The organism is Flavobacterium sp. U410, assembly GCF_053570605.1.
Genome location: NZ_JBSEFI010000036.1, coordinates 1 through 17,658 on the forward strand (window position 1 = coordinate 1; position 17,658 = coordinate 17,658).

Here is a 17,658-nt window from a genome sequence, read left to right on the forward strand (position 1 = left end):
TCAGGAAAAAGATGATGAGATTAAAGGCGAAGGGAATTCTTTGAATTATACTTTTAGAATGCATGACCCTAGAGTGGGTAGGTTTTTTGCGGTTGACCCGTTACAAAAGGCTTTTCCTTGGAATTCTCCTTACGCCTTCAGTGAAAACAGAGTAATAGATATGATTGAATTAGAAGGAGGAGAAAAACTTTCTTTTCAAAAACATCTTCAAATGAATCCAGGTTCAGCAGCTTTAGGAACAATTAGTTACATTCAAGATTGGTATTATGATAAGGGAGAAAGCAAAGTTTTAGCTGTTGGTAGAGGACTTGACAATTTAGCAAAAAATATTGCTCCGATAAGACCACTTACAGCTGAGGAAAGCAAAAGTCTTGAAGAAACGGGATATATTGAATATTATAAAAACGTATTACAAAATATACCTAAGATTCCTGAGAATATAAGTAATGCTATTGATGGTTATGTAGAGGTCATGGAAAATGGTACTACTGAAGAAAAGTTAGAAGCCAGTACCACAGTAGTTGGAACAATAATTGCATTTGTAAAAGGAAGAGGCACAAGAGGTATAACAAATGTAGCTTCAAATAGTTTTAAGTTTGAGACAAAATTATTGAAAGGAGCTGGACAAATTTTTAAATGTAAAGAATTTGCAAATGATTTTGTAAAGTCATTTAAAGAAACTCTAGTTACAGCAGGTGCAAAAGTAAGGCATTTAGAGTTTAAGGGAGCTACAGATTTTATATATTGGAATGGAAAGCAGATATCAACAAATGGAATTCATCAAGTAGTTGAGGTAGTTACTAAAGAAGGGGCTTATATTTTTGATAATTTGAACCCAGAAGGAGTTTTAAAATCAGAGTGGCTAAAAAAGTTTGAAATTATTGCAAAAGACGGTTATAAAACGGGAGAAGCAGCTTTAGAAACAGCAAGAGTAATACAATAGATTTTATGAAAAATATTTTTCAAGTATTATACGATTTAAAAAGGAAACCTGAGCTTTATTTAGGGGCACTAAATTTAACCTATCTATATTTTTTCATTAATGGATATCTTTTTAGAATTAGTGACACAAGTGATAGTTGTTCTGAAAAGATAAGAGAATTACATTTTTGGTTGCCGAATAAAACAGGTATAGAAAATGAAAATTGGTTACAAAACTTATTATTAGCTGCAAATTACAATGAAGAAGAAGCATTAAAACTTTTTTTTCATTACTTGGATATTTTTCTAAAAGAAGAACATCCTGAATGTTTAGATTGGTAATGTAGTAAACTAGTTCATAAAACAAATTTTAAAAATAAGTTATTGAAAAACAGCATTTAGCTTTTATGCTAAATACTGTTTTTTGTTATACTTAACTATCTTTTCAAATATAGAATTCTGTTAAAAAGTGTAAAAATAAGGATTTTGTTTTCTTATGTGTACAGGCTCAAAATAGTACTTATTGTTTCTATGTAATGTACAAATTATAATCAAGTTGAGTGTCTCGGCAAATGATTTATAAAATAAAAATCCTGATGCAAATTAATACATCAGGATTTTTTATGGATTTTAGATTTTATCCTCTTTTAAAACTTCGGGTTTCTTTACCGTAAGAAACAACGACAGAATCTTTATAAATTTTTTTAACTAGTAAACCGTCAATATCACTATTCAATCTAACGCGTTCTAAGCGATTATTTACTTTAAGTAATATCAATTCCTCATTTTTGTCTTGAGACTTAATATAGCCAAAGTATTTAACGCTAGGAAAAGGTTTTACAGCTTTGGGTTCTACACTTTTTTTAGGAGATGAGGGTTGTACAATTCTTCTTTGTCTTGGAGCTTCTTCTTTTTTAGCTAAAATCTTTCCTAGAAAAGGATCTCTGTTGAGCGGTTGTAAATTGAACGTATCCTTTTTAATTTGGGTAATAACAGGTGTAGAAAATTCCTGAGGTGTATAGGCTATCTCATTATCCGCAAAAAAACGATTGACATATTTATACAGTACGGTTCCCCATAATGCTACAACAACTGCTATCAGTACTATATTAATATGCTTTTTGGTCATTTTAGTTTACTGTAAATGTAAAATAACTACTTGGTGTTCCTATATTTCCGGCAGCGTCTTTTGCCGTAACTCTCCAATAATAAGTTCCTGTTGCTGTAAAGCTTTGTGAAAAAGTTGTACCGCTCACATTAGAGGATTGTAAAATATTGGTAAAAGCACTATCTGAAGCAATTTCAATAACGTATGATATCGTTGACTGAATAGTTCCTGAATCAGCCGGAATAGTCCAACTAAAGCTTACAGTTTGGTTAACGGTTTGCGTAGAACTGTTAGCCGGTAAACTATTTTGTGGTTGGTTAGGATTAATGGTATCAATGGAAAAATTTCTGGAACTATATGTTGATGTTTCTGAAGTACTGTTGAACGCTTTGACTCTCCATGTATAGCTTCCATCTTGAGTAATAATAGTACTGTTTAAAGTTATACTAGTTTCGGTAATATTATTTTGTTGGTAAACAATAGTTCCGCCGGTAGAATTATTGACAATTTCTATCTTATAGTAATCGGCAACTGACAATTCATTCCAAGCCAACGTAAATGTAGTTGAATTGGTTACGAAATTAGTAACCGGACTTGATAAGATCACTTGTTGGTCAGTTAAGTCAAAGGACTCGTTTACTTCAAAGTATACCGGGAAAGAATAGGTAGATTCATAAGCTGAATTTTCACCTCTCACTCGCCATTGGTATTCTCCTTCGTCCATTGGTAACGAAACATTAACAGCACTCACAAGTGTATCATATACTTTGATCTGGTTCAAATCATAGATCTGAACTCTATAATCGTCTGCTCCGTCTAATTCGTTCCACTGAAAAGTCACTACGTTACTTTCAATAACAGCTCCCTCAAACGGATAAGTAGTTTGCACTATATCATTTGAAATATCCTCTTCTAATATATCATCGCATGAAATGAATGATAATAATCCTAACATTAAAAACAAGTAAGAAATCTTCATATTCTATTTTTTTATTTTTTCATCTCATAATTTTGGAACAAAATTCTAACGTGCAATTGTTCAGTGGTATTACTTCTTTTCACTTTATAAAAATGAGTACTGACCACTCTTGAAAAATTGAATGTTGTTTCAAAATCATATACTAATTGCAATAAATTATTAAGGTCACCGGTTACATCTAACTGGTGTGTATAAGCTTTGTAATCATCTCCTTCAAACGTATGAATGCTTTGCATACTATTGATCGAAATTCCGTTGTGATGAGTTGCAAAATTAACGATCTCTTGCTGCACAATATCACTGGCAATGTTTTGAGTTCCCAAATAATTATCATATTGGGCAATCTCTTTTGACAACTTTTCCAGACTAACCGATTTTCGTTTAATTTCTTCGGAAAGTTTCGCAAGTTCTTTATTCTCTGAATAAACAGCTATTAAATTTTTGAATGAACGCTTATAAGCTGTTATGCCTAACATTACGAAAATGATAAGCAAAGCCAACGTCTTTTGTTTATAAGTATACTGTTCAAACATTATTTAACCCAAATAGCAATTGTAAACTGCGTGTTATTCTTTTTATCTTTTTTTAAATCTTCAATTTCAAATTTCTGTAACCAGTTTAATGTTTTTATGGTTCTTAACCAATTATTAAAATCATCTTCATCAACTGTTATTCCTTTAACTAATATCGTTTTTGCCTCGATCTCAACCTTTTCTTTGTTTTTTACTTCTTTTATAACCGGATACACATCAATATCGGTTAATGCTATAGATGAAGGCACGGAAGCCGCTAATTCGTAAGAATAGAAACTTAAAAATTTATCCGATAGCAACCCTACGTCTCTTATAATTCCTTCTTTATCTTTCTTTTGTTTCTCAAGTTCAAGGATCTGTTGATATGCCTTGTTCGAATAAACATTCTGGATGTTCAATTCAGCATTTTTTGAAGAATAATATTGAATTCCGAAATAACTCGCCATAAGGGCAATTAGGAAACCGACCAGCATAATTATTCCGAAAGCGGAAAATATTTTTTTATAGACTTGTTCTTCTTTGGCATTGGTTCCAAATGCTGATTTTGAAATAGCTTCGGAAGCTATAAAAAATTGAATTCCGGTGGCATATAACGGTAAAAAGTAATTGCTTAACGAATTATTGCCTAAATGATAATTTCTGTTTTTAAACTCCAATTGCTTTTTAAAACCAATCAATACATTATTTTCAAATTCCAGTTCGGTTTCATTAGCTAATAATACCGTTGGATTGATCTGTTCAGCAAGTAAAACCGTTGGAAAAGTTCCGATATAGAAATCAATTAAAGCGATCTTGGCTGTTTGTAAAAAGCTAAACCATTCCTCTACAATATTTTTTCTGCAAAAAGAGATAAATAGTGCTTGGTCTGTTTTATAACTGGTATGATAAATAGAGTTGTAATCAATATTTTTTTGCCAGGCCAAATCTGTTTCATTCGAAAAATCAATCTTTTTATTCAGAACGCCTTTTCCGTCAATAACAAGAATTACAGGAATCTTAGTATCTATAATCGATAATAATTTGTCTTTTGTTTCCGTTTCTGCCGAATCGGTTATTTTTAGTTCATTTTTGTCTTTTTTTAATGATAAAACAGTATACTTCTCCTTGTCGGCATCCTGATAGACACCCACAACCTGAACATGATTGATCGTTATTATTTTAGACAAAAAAGACAACATTAATATACGATAGTCGGTTTAATAAAAATATGCAGTTTAGAATTACCTTTCGATTTTACTTTACTACTGAAGAACCATTTTAAAACAGGAATTCTTGAAATAAAAGGGACTCCAGTACCTGTATCTTCTTTTTTTAGCTCGTCTAATCCTCCCAATAATACCATTTCATTATTCTTCACTCTGACTAAAGATTCGAACTTCTGAGATGTTTTTCCCGGAGGTGCATTTTCTCCGGCTCTTGCCAAAAAGGAGCTTTTTTCTACATTTATATTCAGTGTCACATTTTCGTCAGTAGAAACATAAGGTTTGATTTTAACACTTAGATTAGCGTCTGTAGATTTCCACGTTCCCGATTGAAGCACATCGCCTCCGGTGCCCACGTTACTGGTTAATAATCGGTTCGTTTGCTCAAAATAATAGCTGGTTTCCCCGATAGACAAGTTCGCTTCATGTCCGCTTAAAGTAGCAATTTTAGGAGTCGATTCTATTTTAATGATCGAATTGTTTTCCAATAGTTGAAGATTAAGATAGAAAGCATCGGTTACTTTTCCTAATTTGATAAATCCTATTCCGTTAAAAGCATCGATTAGATTATTAACTGACGAACTGTTTAATGTCATATCTGTTGAAGGAAATAAAACGCCGCCTGTTGTAGTTTGATTGATTTTGTCTAATCCGGCTTTTAGTCCGGTTTGTATTTCATAGGATTTGTTATATTGAACAATAATTACTTCAATTTGTACCAAAGGCACGACTTTATCAATCTGTCTAAGATACAATTTCATTTCTTCAATTGCTGTTTTTGAACCCGATACAATCAACGCATTCAGTTCTACAAATTCTTTTATTTCAACTTTTTCAGAGAATACTTTTGGCAATGATTGTAGAACAGATTCAATAGAACGGTTTTCTAATTGGATCATTTCTGTTGAACGTATTCCTTGTGTGGCATGTTCCCCAATTAAATAAAAATTATCTTGTTTTCTGAAAGTGAATTTCTTTCCTTTAAAAACATGTTCTAGCAATTCATCAAATGTTATTCTTGAAGCCATTAAAGAGGTTTTTTCCTCTTTTGGCATATCATAAATAAAGTAATTGATGTTTAGCTTTTCTGCTGCTTCCATCAATAATCCTGTAGCATCTGCCTGATTTGCCTTAACATCTAAAAAACCTTTATCATCAACTGTAAGATCATAAAATCCTTCTCCGTCAGGAGAATTTGATCTTTGTCTTGCTTTGGAATTATTTTTATTATTTGATGCGCTTGAAGTACTTTCTTTCGGTTCTGTATTTTTTTCTAAATAATAAAATCCATTGTCATCTTTTGTGGCTATTAAATCATTTGATTTAGCCATCATTTCTACAACTTGATCAAACGGACGATTTAAGATATATGAAGATACTTTCAGTGTTTTAATATCCGGTGCCAAAATGATATTTTTCCCTGAACGATCAATAATTGCTTGTGCAACTGAAGGCAAAGAATCGTTCTGTAGTTTAACAGATAGAAAATCATTTTGCGGATTATAGCTTACATCTACCGGTTTAGGCTCTTTTTTAACTATAACTTTGACTTCTTTTCGTTTTTTAAACGTTAAAATGTTACTCATGAATCCAACTTCTAAGTCGTATTTCTGAGTTAAGAATAAAAAAGCATCTTTAACCGTTACATCGTGGAACGTATTAACAACTGGGATGTTCAAATCACTGTCAGCACTTACGTTTAACTGATGTTCTTCGGCAATTGCCATAATTAAATCATAAAGCGACAACCCGGAAACATCAATTTTTACTACTTCATTTATTCCTGGTTTGATCTTTGCGAATTCATCAAGTTTTTGTCCTAATAAGGTAATGTCTTCTTGTGCAAAAATTGCATTAGAAAACAAACAAAGGACGATAATCACTATACGTTTTTTCAACATTTATTATACATTTAACAGTATTGAATATATTTCATCTAACGAGGTTTCTCCTTTAGTTAGTACTTCATACGCTTTATCAGGAAGCGATTTATAATTTTCGTCTCCTTCAAAATATGAAGTAATTGTATTGTTTTTAATGGCATTGGCAATCGGTAAATTTATCGGAATTACTTCATAAATAGCAGTACGTCCTTTATATCCTGTATGGTAACATTCATTACATCCTTTGGGTTTATATAATTTATCCACTTCATACGGGATTGTAAAACTTTCAGGAAAATCTTTGCTGTCAAAATGAGTTTCTTCCTTACAATGCTGACAAAGTTTACGAACCAATCGTTGGGCAACAGACAGATTTAAAGTTTCTGCAATCAAATATGGAGGAACGCCCATATCAATCAAACGGGATACTGTTCCTACCGCTGAATTCGTATGAATGGTAGACAAAACCAAATGCCCTGTCAATGAAGCCCTGATAGCCATTAATGCGGTTTCGGAATCCCGAATCTCTCCTAACATGATGACATCCGGATCCTGACGTAAAAACGAACGCAACGCCGCAGCAAATGTTAATCCGATATCTTCTTTTAATTGAACCTGATTAATTCCTCTTAAAGTATACTCAATAGGATCTTCAACGGTTACAATATTACTTTTCGAGTTATTTAATAAACGTAAAGTAGCATATAGAGTCGTGGTTTTACCGGAACCTGTTGGTCCGCTAATTAGAATAATACCATTAGGTTTTTTAACGGCCTCCATGTATTTTTCCAGTTCTTCTCTTTGAAATCCTAATGAAGTCAAATCAATATTGGAAGCATCCTGACCTAATAAACGCATTACGATCTTTTCCCCATATAGCGTAGGTAAAATAGAAACCCGGACATCAAAACTATCTGTTGTGATCCTTCCGTCTTGTGGCAATCGTTTTTCGGTAATATTCAACTTGGAACGTATTTTGATCTTATTGACCAATTCCAGATAATTCTCTTGTTCTATTTTATAGCGTTCAATTAACTGACCATCAATTCTAAAACGGATTCGGGCAGAAGTTTCGTATACTTCACAATGAATATCACTACTTTTTAAACTTTTAGCTTCTGATAGTAAATTTTCTAAAAAGTCTCCCGTAGCGACTGATAATGTTTTATTTGTGTTTTCAGTTCGTTCTTTTCTATAATAAATGGATAAAGCTTTATTGATCTGAGTTTCCTCAATGGGTACCAACTGGATATTTTTTCCTACCAATAACTCCAGTTCTTCCTGAATTTCATGAGTTGCATTTTGTTTCCAACAAAAAAATGACACCTCATTATCTGTAACGGTTTGAGGAACTATTTTATAATAGTTGGCCAAATCCGCAGAAATGATATGTAAATTTTCGTTATGAACAATGATCTCTTCCATTTACCAGCGAATTAAAGTGATTTTTTGATAAGGTAAAACCATATCTTTAACTACAAAAATGAAGAGTAATAAAGCAGAAAGTCCGGCTAACGGTACAGAATCGTGCTTAATATATTTTTGAAAAATTTTCTGTACAACAATGGCAAAGATCATTGAAAATACAAAAAATAAGATGTACTGATGCAATAGGAACAGTGGCGTTATTGCGATATAGAACAATAAATCACCCAACCCGAAATAATGTGTAAATGGGTTAAGCAGCTGTTTTTTCTTCATGCTCATATACAGCACTAAAACACCAAGAGTTGCTATCAAAAACAATATATTTAAGGCTGTTATTGTTAAAATTTTAAAGTGCCATTCGGATAAAAAATAGGCACTGATAAAAGTAATAATAGGTAATACAATATGTATATGGCGAAATTTTACATCTTGCCATAAAATAAATAAAAGACTGATTATAAAAACAATAAAAGGAAAAAACATCATTCTTTTACGACTTCTTTTAATGCTTTTTTCTCATTTATTTCCCAAGTATTGTAAGCGCCGTCACCATCTAAATCAGAAACAGAAGTAGCACGAGCTAAAAAAGAACTGTTAGAGGCTTCCACAATTTCAATACGATATACTGCCTGACCGCCGTCTTCAACAGTAAGTTCTTGTTCAAAACCGATTTCTTCTAAATTGTTGGAATATTTTGAAAAACGATAAAAATAACTTTTTTCTAAACCATAGACCTGATTTAGCATGGCTTGAGCTTCAATTGCTTTAGCCTGACTGATTACCGAAGTTTGATTGGGCAATACCATTAATAATAGTATTCCGATAATACATAACACAATTAATATCTCTGTTAGAGAGTAAGCTTTTACATAAGCCTTTTTGGAACGCTTATATAAAGTGCGTAAATATTTAAACTTCATGAGTAATCTTGTTTTGGTACCGCAGCAAAAATACAAACTTTAAGGAAATACATATAAAAAATTGCATAGATTTTTAACAAATGTATTTTTATTATTTTTTCAATATTTTTTATACTTAATTCCTAAACTCATTCTAACAAATTATCAATATCTTAAATCATTGCTGTAAAATAAAAAAACAGCGTTTAGCTTGAATGCTAAATACTGTTTTTCAATAACTTAATTTTAATATTTATTTTATGCCCTAGTTTACTACATTACCTATCCGAGCATTCGGGTAAAGATAGTCACGGATTACACTCGAGTCTTTAACCGAAATGACGAAGTAAATCCGCGCTATCGGGTTTAACAATTAATATTCTATAAAATCAAAAAAATCATTTAAAACAAAATAATTAATTACTTTTTCAGAAATAATATAATAATCTTCATTTATCTTTATTAAGTCAGTAGAACCTGAAAACTGTTTTACTAAATCTAAATCTATATTATTAGTAATTAAATAAAAATGATAATTTTCTAAAAATAATTGTTCAAGATGTTTTAATATAACATTAAAACTACCATAATCTCTTGACATACTACTTATGTTTAACGAACATTTTGGGTTTATAACATTACTGAGAACTTCTTTCCAAAAAAAATCAGAATATCCATAATTTTTTATTTGATCATTATATTCAATAAAAAAATCATCATAAATATAAACATCTTTCCCTTTAATTGTTAATTTTTCATTAATTGAGAACTCAGAATTTGATGATGTACAAAATATTTTTTCTTTATTAAAATTCAAATCAGAAAAAAAATTACTCTGCTTTGAAATTTTTTTCTCACATACAATTATAGTTAATATAAATCCCGACATAATTATTTAATTTTATCCATCAAATCTTTTGTGTTATCAATTATATTTTCTCTTTTGACACCCCAATCCGTTAAATTTTTTATTTGCTGATTTGATAATTTTTCTCCTGTATAATAAATATATTCCATTCCTTCCTCAGATGAAGCCCGTAACTGCTTTTTAACTTGCCATTCATTAATTTTTGAGCCTTTTTTAACTTCTACCCAAATAATATTGTCAATATTTATATCTATATCAGTTCTGGATTTTAAAGCTAAATTAGTAATATCAGAATCTATTGCTTTTATTTTATTTGGATGACTAAATTCAATTATGTTAGCCAAATTAGCAACAAATTTGTCTCCTGAAGCTGCAGTTTTTGGCATCCAAACTTTTGCAGACTTCATAATACCTTTAGTTCCATATTTTATAATAACACCACTAACAAATGGTGTAACTGAAGCTACAGCATAGGACCCTCCACTGATTGCATCATCTTGGTCACCTGTTAAAGTATATTTGTAAGAAAAATAACTAGCTAAAATAGGGTCTGAAACTGTATCAACTCCTGGTACTGAACCAATCATTTCCATCCCAGTCTCAAGCGGTTCTAAAATTGCATATTCAGCTAAATCTGAAATTCCGTCTAATGTTTTTAATATTTTTTCCTGCTCTTCTGTATATCTGCTCTGAGTATTAGATTGGGATCTAACAGGCACATTCATAGTATAACCTTGGCCTTCTGCCAGTTTTTTCAAACCAGTTATTGCTGTGCTCTTTTTATTACCACCTATTCCATATTTCCACCATAAGTATATTCTATTAATCCATATGCCCTCCCATTCAGATCCTTCTAAATCTATTCCATCATTCACTCTATTTTCACTAAAAGCATAAGGTGAATTATGAGAAAAACTAGCGGCAAGTGGGTCAACAGCAAAAAATCTTCCTACGCGTGGGTCATGCATACGATATTTAAAGTTAATAGAATTCCCTTCCCCTTTAATTTCATCATCTTTTTCTTGTCCCTGGAAGCCGTAACGATAATCAATGCTTGAGCTATATCGTCCTTTTAAAAAGCTTCCGAAAGGATGGTAGTCAAAATACCTCTAGTGTTAGTGAACACAATACTTTCAGCGCTTTACTTTTACTCAAAAACATACACAATTTGGCAATTTTTGCTCTTTTTTGAGGCTAAAAACCAGACTTTTTTCTAGTATTTTTAAGAACGTTTTGTTGTTCAAATCTACAAAAAAATGCCAATAAAAAATGTACTTTTGGCGAAACTTAAATACATGAAAAAAACGCAGCCTCTCATTCCTTTGTTTAAACAATTTATCCGAGATTCTGAAACCGGTAAACGCTTAAAGAAAAATGGTGAGCGTATAACCACAAGGAGTATTGAAAATTATGGCTACGTTCTTAAAAATTTAATTCGGTTTTCAACAGATACTAATTTTGAGCTTCGCGTTTGCAGTATTTTGCGCTTGACCCAAAGAGAATTACTGTCTGAAAAAAATTATTGGAAAAAATTTTATAAAAATTTTACCGAATACATGTATAAAAAAGGCTGTTTTGATAATTATGTAGGCGCCAATATAAAAGTTATTCGGGTGTTTTTTAATTATTTGAAAGAAGAAAAAGATATTTATACAGGGGACTTCCATAAACAGTTTTATGTTAGAAAAGAACAGATTGATATATTAGTATTGTCGCCCGAGCAACTAAAATTTTTAATTCACGACAAAGAATTTGATAGCAAACTTGTTTCTACCCAGAGAAAAATAAAGGATATTTTTGTTTTCGGATGTACCACGGGACTTCGTTTTTCGGATATATTTTTACTTAAAAACAAAAATTTTGAAAAAAATAATGGAGAGTGGTATTTGAAATTAAAGTCAAAAAAAACGAAAATATATAGTTTCATCAAATTACCGGGTTATGCCGTTGAGATTTACAAAAAATATCGTCCGGCGAGTGAACGGGTAACGATATTTGGGGATAAAAATTTATCTAACTTTAATCGTTCTCTAAAACGAATAGGCGAAATGGCCGGTTTTACCGATACTGTTGAAGTTTCCAGAGAAAAACAAGGAAAAGCAAAAAGAGTAATGGCAAAAAAAGATAAAGAACGTTTTTGTGATAATATGAGTTCACACATGATGCGTAGAACAGCCATCACAACTTTGTTGATCTTAGGAATGCCTGAACATTTGGTTCGTAAAATTAGCGGACACAGTCATGCCAGTAGTTCTTTTAACCGTTATGTTCATTACGCACAGGCTTATATTGATAAGGAAATAACTAAAGTTCACAACAAACTGGAAGTTTACGAACAAAATATGTCATAATTATCAGTTCAGTTTTACAAAAAAAGTTAACTTGCGCATATTTTCAATCCGTTTACAATGAGAAAAATATTTTCTATCTGCTTGCTGGGATTAGTTTTACTTTCTTTCACTGATCCTTATACGATTAAAAGGATATCAGACCAATATTTTCGTTATGAATTTTATACTACCGATAAAGATGTCAATGTAAAACACAATAAAGATTATTATTGGTTTAAAGGCGGTTTAATTCATAAAGCCGAAGGAGGTGTTTCCGGACAGTTGTTAGATGGAGAATTCAAAAAATATTATCATAGCAACCAATTGGCCGAACAAGGTTTTTTTAAAAGAGGATTAAAAATAGGGTTATGGAAAACTTGGTTTGAAGACGGTACTACAGAAAGCACTCAGGAATATAGCAGCGGTCAAAAAGACGGTCAGTTTTACAGTTATAGTTCTGAAGGAAAAATGCTTGAAAAAGGATATTATGTTTCCGGGAAAAAACATGGCAATTGGATTAATTATGTAACTCAAGACACTGTTCAATACAAAAAAGGAAAAATATTTGTTCCTAAACCTAAATTAACAAAAGAGGAAAAAGCTGCTGCTAAAGAGCAAAAGAAAAAGGAACAAGAGCTAAAGAAACAAAAGAAAGAACAAGAACAGGAACAAGAAAATAAAAAATCAGGGAAGCCAAAAACAGCTAAAAAAGAAACAAAGAAAACAGAGCAGTCCAAAGAATCTAAAAAGAATAGCGACACAGAAAAACAAAGTTTCTTTAAAAGAATTTTTAGTAAAAAAGAGAAAAAAGAATAAATGGTCAAAGCCCATAGCTTATTATATGCAGTTTATGTTTGTTTACTCGTTGGGCTTCTCATAGGAGGATTATTGATTTTATCTAATTTATACAACCAACTGAATTTATTTTATGAAACTAGAGAAGGTTTGTATATCAATAATCAATCGACTATTAATTTTGCACTGGGAAATCAGTTAATCACAGACGAAGAAATTCTTACTGAAAAAGAAACCGGAATACAATCTGCTTTTCGTATAAAAAAACACGGCTTACAAACTGTATTACTGACACAATCTTTCCTTCAGAACGATACGGTACAGTCCGCTCATTTGATCGGGCAACGATTTTTAGACAATATCGCATTATATGTGGCCAATTTTACGCAGCCTTTAAGTGTTTCCGGAAAAGTAACTGTTAAAGGAAACTTGTTCTTGCCCCATGAACGAATAAAGGAAACTTATATTGAGAACAAACCGAATATCATCTCGATACAAGGTAAAAAGCAGTTATCTGAAATCCATCTGCCAAAGTTATCGGAAGATTGCCAAAAAATATTTGAAGATCGAAATTCAATCAAAGTTCCTTTTAACCAATTAGAAGCGAAAAACGATTCCATATATTTTAATTCTTTTTTCAATGAAACTATTGAAATTCAGATTGCGGGTTCTTACTTAGAAAATAAAATCATAAAAGGAAATTTTATTATTAGCGCTAATGATTCTATTGTCATTCGAAATACAAATGTTCTGGAAGATGTTATTATCATGGCTCCTAAAGTTTCTGTAGAAGATGGCTTTAAAGGAAATATTCAGATTTTAGCAAAAGAAAAGATCTATGTGGGCAAAAAAGTAGAGTTAATTTATCCGTCTGCTTTGTGCTTGTATAACGAAACCGATAAAAAGGCAATTGTTTTTATTGATGAAGAAACAAAAATATCCGGTTTAGTATTAGCTTTCGGAAATGATGTGCTACACCTTGAGAATAATTGGATCGAAACCAGTGATCTTGATGTTATAACAGGAACAGTCTACAGTACCGGAAAACTGACACTAAAAGGACAGCTTTTCGGTTCGGCTTATGCTTCACGGATGATTCATACGACCAAATCTTCCAGCTATTCTAATTGTATAGCAGATGCTATTATAGATTTGACTCAAAAGCCGAAAGTTTTTATAGATCTGCCAATATTTGACAACCAAAAACAACGCTATGGAATTCTTAAAAAAGTATTGTAAAGCCAATTCCATTATTGAGTCGGTTATGGCGTTGACCATTATTTCGATTTGTATTTACATTGCTATTTTGGTATATGCCAATGTGTTTACACCTAAAACTTCAATGGCACATTACAGCAAGCAAAACATCTTGAGCCGACAATTCTATGAATTGCAATTACAGGAAGAACTTCCTAACACAAAGGACATATCAGTTGAAGAAAATTGGCTGAACACTAATCTGAAAGAAGTTACCGTTCAGTATAAAGACAGTATCGATAAAAAGATTCAAAAACAGTTTTATATTTATATTGATGAATAAAAAATATTCCATACCCGCATTTTCCATTGTAGAAGTTATGGTTAGTATGGCAATAACCGCTATCATTATCGGTTTGATCTTTGGAATATTCTCTATAGTTTCCGAACAAATACTCTTGTTTAAAGAACAAAATCAATATACAGCCGACTTTAACCGATTGTCTTACAGCATCAGCAAGGCAATTTTTGAAAGCGAAAAAATGCAGTTACGGGAAAATAGCCTGCACTTTCAAACGTATGATGGAAAAACGTTAATCTATAACCAACAAGACGATTTTTTAATCCGAAAAGCAGAACAATTTACCGATACATTTCAATTACAATTTCAACAAATACAATTGGATACCGTTTATAATACGAGTAAAAGTAAAATCTTTCAAAAACTGGAACTGCAACTGGAAGCTAATAAGCAGCCTTATACTTTGCGATTTTATAAGCCGGTTTATGCTAATGATATTATCAATTTTTCAGCACCATGAGTTTAGATCTTTCCACCTATAAAAAAACAAAACAAGATTCAAAAAAAGAGTTCAACCTGAATCTGGACAGTTTTCAATTTTCTAAAACCTTTTCCGATAAAGAAAAAGAAATTTTCTATCGTGAATTGGGTATGCTGTTGAAATCGGGAGTTGACTTTAAAAAGGCTTTGGAAATTGTAAGCCAACAAGTTACCAAAAAGAAAGAAAAAGAACTTATTTTAACGTTAAAAGATAAAATTGTACACGGAAAAAGTATTTACGAATCCATGATGGAATCGAAACAGTTTTCGCCTTATGAATATTACAGTGTACAAATAGGGGAAGAAACCCGAAAACTGGAAGAAGTATTAACGGAACTACAGAAGTATTTTAACCGAAAGATACAAATGCGCCGTCAGATTGTTTCTGTATTGACTTATCCGACTATTGTGATGTTAGTAACGGTATTGGTTTTATACTTTATGCTGAATAAAGTAGTGCCTATGTTCAGTTCGGTATTTAAACAATTTGGAAGCGAATTGCCTAAAAGTACACAATATATCATCAAATTGTCAAATCATTCCGGAACAGTATTCGGTGTATTTTTCCTTATGGTGATCGGACTGGTTGTGATGCACTACTTTTTAAAAGATAAAGACAAGTATCGCAGGTTTACAACTAACTTAATATTGCGTATTCCTTATTTCGGAAAATTGATCCGAAAAATTTATATTTCCCGTTTTTGTCAGTCGATGAATTTATTGATCACTTCCCGGACTACGTTATTGACTTCTTTAGGGTTGACCTCAAAAATGATCGGATTTTATCCTATCGAAAAGTCTATTGAGCAAATAAAAGAAGATATTACCCGAGGAAGTTCGCTACACGAAAGTTTACGAAAACACAGCATATATGAGAACAAATTGGTTTCTATGGTAGAAGTTGCAGAACAGATCAACCAATTGGACACCATGTTTGAACGCCTTACGGAACAATACAACGAAGAGATCAATCACCAAACTAAAATGATTGGCGTTATTCTGGAACCGATGATCATTATTGTAATCGGTGTTATTGTTGGTGTGATTATGGTTTCGATGTATGCACCGATGTTTGATTTGAGTAAGATTATTAATCATTGATAGATATATAATAAAAAAACAGCATTTAGCATAAAAACTAAATGCTGTTTTTTTAATAGTTTAATTTTAAAATTTATTTTATGAATTAGGTTGCTATGTTCCCCTAGTTAAACTATATTACTCCTTAATTTTTAATCAATTCTAAAGGAGTAAACCTTCTTAATCGTATATGAATTGTGTCTGATATAAGATCTAATTCATAGATAGTACTTTTAAATTCTTGCAAAATAGTATCTCTACTTGATAATTCATATTTGAATTTTTTATTAAAATATTTATTATCTGTTTTGATATTTAAGTAATTTTCATTGTTGATTGATTCAAATTCATAATTACCCTTGTCTTTATTTGGTTCATTTTTTGAAATTAAAATTTTGTTATTATAAAAATAAATACTAAATATTTTTCTTCCTCCTCTAAAATTATTGGCAACATGAAGATTATTTTCATTAAGATTATTTTGATTTAAAGAAATATACAAAACATCCCATTTAGTGTTTTCTATAATTTTTTCTTTATTAGCTTGGCAACTGACAAGAATAACAAAAATTGATATTAAAAATTTCATTCTCCTCTATTTTGATATTTAACTAGTGATTCATTTAATTCTGTTAAAATTAAATTATTTTTTGCACTATCTGAACTATATTTCCGAATTATTTCTCGTCCTTTATTTATTATTTCATCGGACTCATAACCATCTCCTCCATAAAGTACATAATTAAAAATTTGACTCATATCATTGAGACTATAATTCTCTAGTAATCCTCCATTAATTGCTCTTTCCATATCTTCATAAGCTTGATCAAAAACATTATCTGGTCCATTTGTCTGATCAAATACTTTTTTACTATCAAAGCCTGTCATGTAGTCTGTTGTTACTGATAGAGTATAGTTCATTAATTCAAAGACGCCTCCAGCTAGGACAGCATGAGTATTAGGTCTTAATCTACTTACAACGATGTTACTACTAGTAGTTTCAGCTATTGACCAATTTTTATCTAAACTAGTATTAAATCTTTTATCTAAACTCCTATTATTATTTCTCCTACCTAAGTAAATTGAATTTTGATTAACACTTGTTTCAGTAACTGCATCTCGTGAATAAACAACATCCATTCTTGGATATCTAAAATCAGTATCTAAAATATTAAATTTATAACCTCTTGAAACATTATCATTAGTGAATAATAATGAATTATAAACATTTTCTACATAAAACAATTGAGTCTTTAATTGTCCTGGATTGTAATCACGATCTGGGTAATAAATTTGATGATTCGGAAATTGTTCTTTAAATAGATTTTTATAAGCATTTGAAAAATTTTCTAGTTTTATAAATAACTTACCAAACTTAACTTCTATCATGGATTCTTCTTTGTCCATATATTCTTTCCCCTCTAATTCTGTTCCATCAATTACTCTATTTTCACTAAAAACATATGAAGAATTCCATGGATATGATTTTTGTAATGGATCTGAACTTAAAAACCTACCCACTCTTGGGTCGTGCATTCTAAAAGTATAATTCAAGGAATTCCCTTCCCCTTTAATCTCATCATCTTTTTCTTGC

18 protein-coding genes and 2 pseudogenes are annotated in these 17,658 nt (G+C 31.2%); 8 read left to right on the forward strand and 12 right to left on the reverse strand.

The window, feature by feature from the left end; genetic code table 11:
- Both ACUSJC_RS16310 and ACUSJC_RS16315 read left to right on the forward strand, forming a co-directional pair.
- A partial coding sequence (locus tag ACUSJC_RS16310; RefSeq protein WP_449270631.1) for a papain fold toxin domain-containing protein occupies positions 1 to 943 on the forward strand: 943 nt, incomplete at its 5' end.
- A 5-nt stretch (positions 944 to 948) separates the two neighbouring features.
- On the forward strand, positions 949 to 1,263 hold the full coding sequence (locus ACUSJC_RS16315; protein WP_449270632.1) for a hypothetical protein: 315 nt from the start codon (positions 949 to 951) through the stop codon (positions 1,261 to 1,263).
- 295 nt (positions 1,264 to 1,558) lie between these two features.
- On the opposite strand, the gene ACUSJC_RS16320 is transcribed toward ACUSJC_RS16315, so the two are convergent.
- From ACUSJC_RS16320 to ACUSJC_RS16365, 10 genes and pseudogenes are all read right to left on the reverse strand, one after another.
- On the reverse strand, positions 1,559 to 2,050 hold the full coding sequence (locus tag ACUSJC_RS16320; protein WP_449270633.1) for a hypothetical protein: 492 nt from the start codon (positions 2,048 to 2,050) through the stop codon (positions 1,559 to 1,561).
- Position 2,051: 1 nt separating this feature from the next.
- Complete coding sequence (locus tag ACUSJC_RS16325; RefSeq protein WP_449270634.1) at positions 2,052 to 3,008, reverse strand: hypothetical protein; 957 nt, start codon at positions 3,006 to 3,008, stop codon at positions 2,052 to 2,054.
- 11 nt (positions 3,009 to 3,019) lie between these two features.
- The gene (locus tag ACUSJC_RS16330; protein ID WP_449270635.1) at positions 3,020 to 3,541 is read right to left on the reverse strand and encodes a hypothetical protein; all 522 of its coding nucleotides are present in this window, start codon (positions 3,539 to 3,541) and stop codon (positions 3,020 to 3,022) included.
- Positions 3,541 to 4,707: a hypothetical protein gene (locus tag ACUSJC_RS16335; protein WP_449270636.1), complete on the reverse strand. Its 1,167-nt coding sequence runs from the start codon at positions 4,705 to 4,707 to the stop codon at positions 3,541 to 3,543. The genes ACUSJC_RS16330 and ACUSJC_RS16335 overlap by 1 nt, the downstream gene beginning before the upstream one ends.
- An 11-nt stretch (positions 4,708 to 4,718) precedes the next feature.
- On the reverse strand, positions 4,719 to 6,644 hold the full coding sequence (locus tag ACUSJC_RS16340; protein WP_449270637.1) for a type II secretion system protein GspD: 1,926 nt from the start codon (positions 6,642 to 6,644) through the stop codon (positions 4,719 to 4,721).
- A 3-nt stretch (positions 6,645 to 6,647) separates the two neighbouring features.
- Positions 6,648 to 8,051 carry a GspE/PulE family protein gene (locus tag ACUSJC_RS16345; RefSeq protein WP_449270638.1) on the reverse strand — a complete coding sequence of 468 codons (1,404 nt, stop codon included), beginning with the start codon at positions 8,049 to 8,051 and terminating at the stop codon, positions 6,648 to 6,650.
- Positions 8,052 to 8,366 (reverse strand): hypothetical protein, encoded by a 315-nt coding sequence (locus ACUSJC_RS16350; protein WP_449270639.1) that lies wholly within the window; start codon positions 8,364 to 8,366, stop codon positions 8,052 to 8,054.
- A 170-nt stretch (positions 8,367 to 8,536) separates the two neighbouring features.
- Positions 8,537 to 8,974: a type IV pilin protein gene (locus tag ACUSJC_RS16355; protein WP_449270640.1), complete on the reverse strand. Its 438-nt coding sequence runs from the start codon at positions 8,972 to 8,974 to the stop codon at positions 8,537 to 8,539.
- A 352-nt stretch (positions 8,975 to 9,326) separates the two neighbouring features.
- Positions 9,327 to 9,842, reverse strand: a complete 516-nt coding sequence (locus ACUSJC_RS16360) for a hypothetical protein (RefSeq protein ID WP_449270641.1) — start codon at positions 9,840 to 9,842, stop codon at positions 9,327 to 9,329.
- A 2-nt stretch (positions 9,843 to 9,844) separates the two neighbouring features.
- Positions 9,845 to 10,906: pseudogene (locus tag ACUSJC_RS16365) on the reverse strand (RHS repeat domain-containing protein); the annotation flags it as partial.
- A gap of 210 nt (positions 10,907 to 11,116) precedes the next feature.
- Between ACUSJC_RS16365 and ACUSJC_RS16370 the strand changes: the two are divergent.
- The 6 genes from ACUSJC_RS16370 to ACUSJC_RS16395 are packed head-to-tail and all read left to right on the forward strand — an operon-like array spanning position 11,117 to position 16,085.
- Positions 11,117 to 12,172, forward strand: coding sequence for a tyrosine-type recombinase/integrase (locus tag ACUSJC_RS16370; protein ID WP_449270642.1), 1,056 nt, complete (start codon positions 11,117 to 11,119; stop codon positions 12,170 to 12,172).
- A gap of 57 nt (positions 12,173 to 12,229) precedes the next feature.
- The gene (locus tag ACUSJC_RS16375; RefSeq protein ID WP_449270643.1) at positions 12,230 to 12,967 is read left to right on the forward strand and encodes a toxin-antitoxin system YwqK family antitoxin; all 738 of its coding nucleotides are present in this window, start codon (positions 12,230 to 12,232) and stop codon (positions 12,965 to 12,967) included.
- A complete protein-coding gene (locus tag ACUSJC_RS16380) occupies positions 12,968 to 14,185 on the forward strand; it encodes a hypothetical protein (RefSeq protein WP_449270644.1) in 1,218 nt (405 codons plus the stop codon).
- Entirely contained in the window at positions 14,160 to 14,486 is a 327-nt protein-coding gene (locus ACUSJC_RS16385; RefSeq protein ID WP_449270645.1) for a hypothetical protein, read from the forward strand. The genes ACUSJC_RS16380 and ACUSJC_RS16385 overlap by 26 nt, the downstream gene beginning before the upstream one ends.
- Complete coding sequence (locus ACUSJC_RS16390; RefSeq protein WP_449270646.1) at positions 14,479 to 14,964, forward strand: PulJ/GspJ family protein; 486 nt, start codon at positions 14,479 to 14,481, stop codon at positions 14,962 to 14,964. Before ACUSJC_RS16385 ends, ACUSJC_RS16390 begins: the two co-directional genes overlap by 8 nt.
- Positions 14,961 to 16,085: a type II secretion system F family protein gene (locus ACUSJC_RS16395; RefSeq protein WP_449270647.1), complete on the forward strand. Its 1,125-nt coding sequence runs from the start codon at positions 14,961 to 14,963 to the stop codon at positions 16,083 to 16,085. The genes ACUSJC_RS16390 and ACUSJC_RS16395 overlap by 4 nt, the downstream gene beginning before the upstream one ends.
- Positions 16,086 to 16,209: 124 nt before the next feature.
- Here the strand turns inward: ACUSJC_RS16395 and ACUSJC_RS16400 are convergent, their stop codons facing one another.
- Together ACUSJC_RS16400 and ACUSJC_RS16405 are read right to left on the reverse strand one after the other, a co-directional pair.
- A complete protein-coding gene (locus ACUSJC_RS16400; RefSeq protein ID WP_449270648.1) occupies positions 16,210 to 16,653 on the reverse strand; it encodes a hypothetical protein in 444 nt (147 codons plus the stop codon).
- Positions 16,650 to 17,658 (reverse strand): annotated as a pseudogene (locus ACUSJC_RS16405) (hypothetical protein); the annotation flags it as partial. The pseudogene ACUSJC_RS16405 and the gene ACUSJC_RS16400, both read right to left, overlap by 4 nt.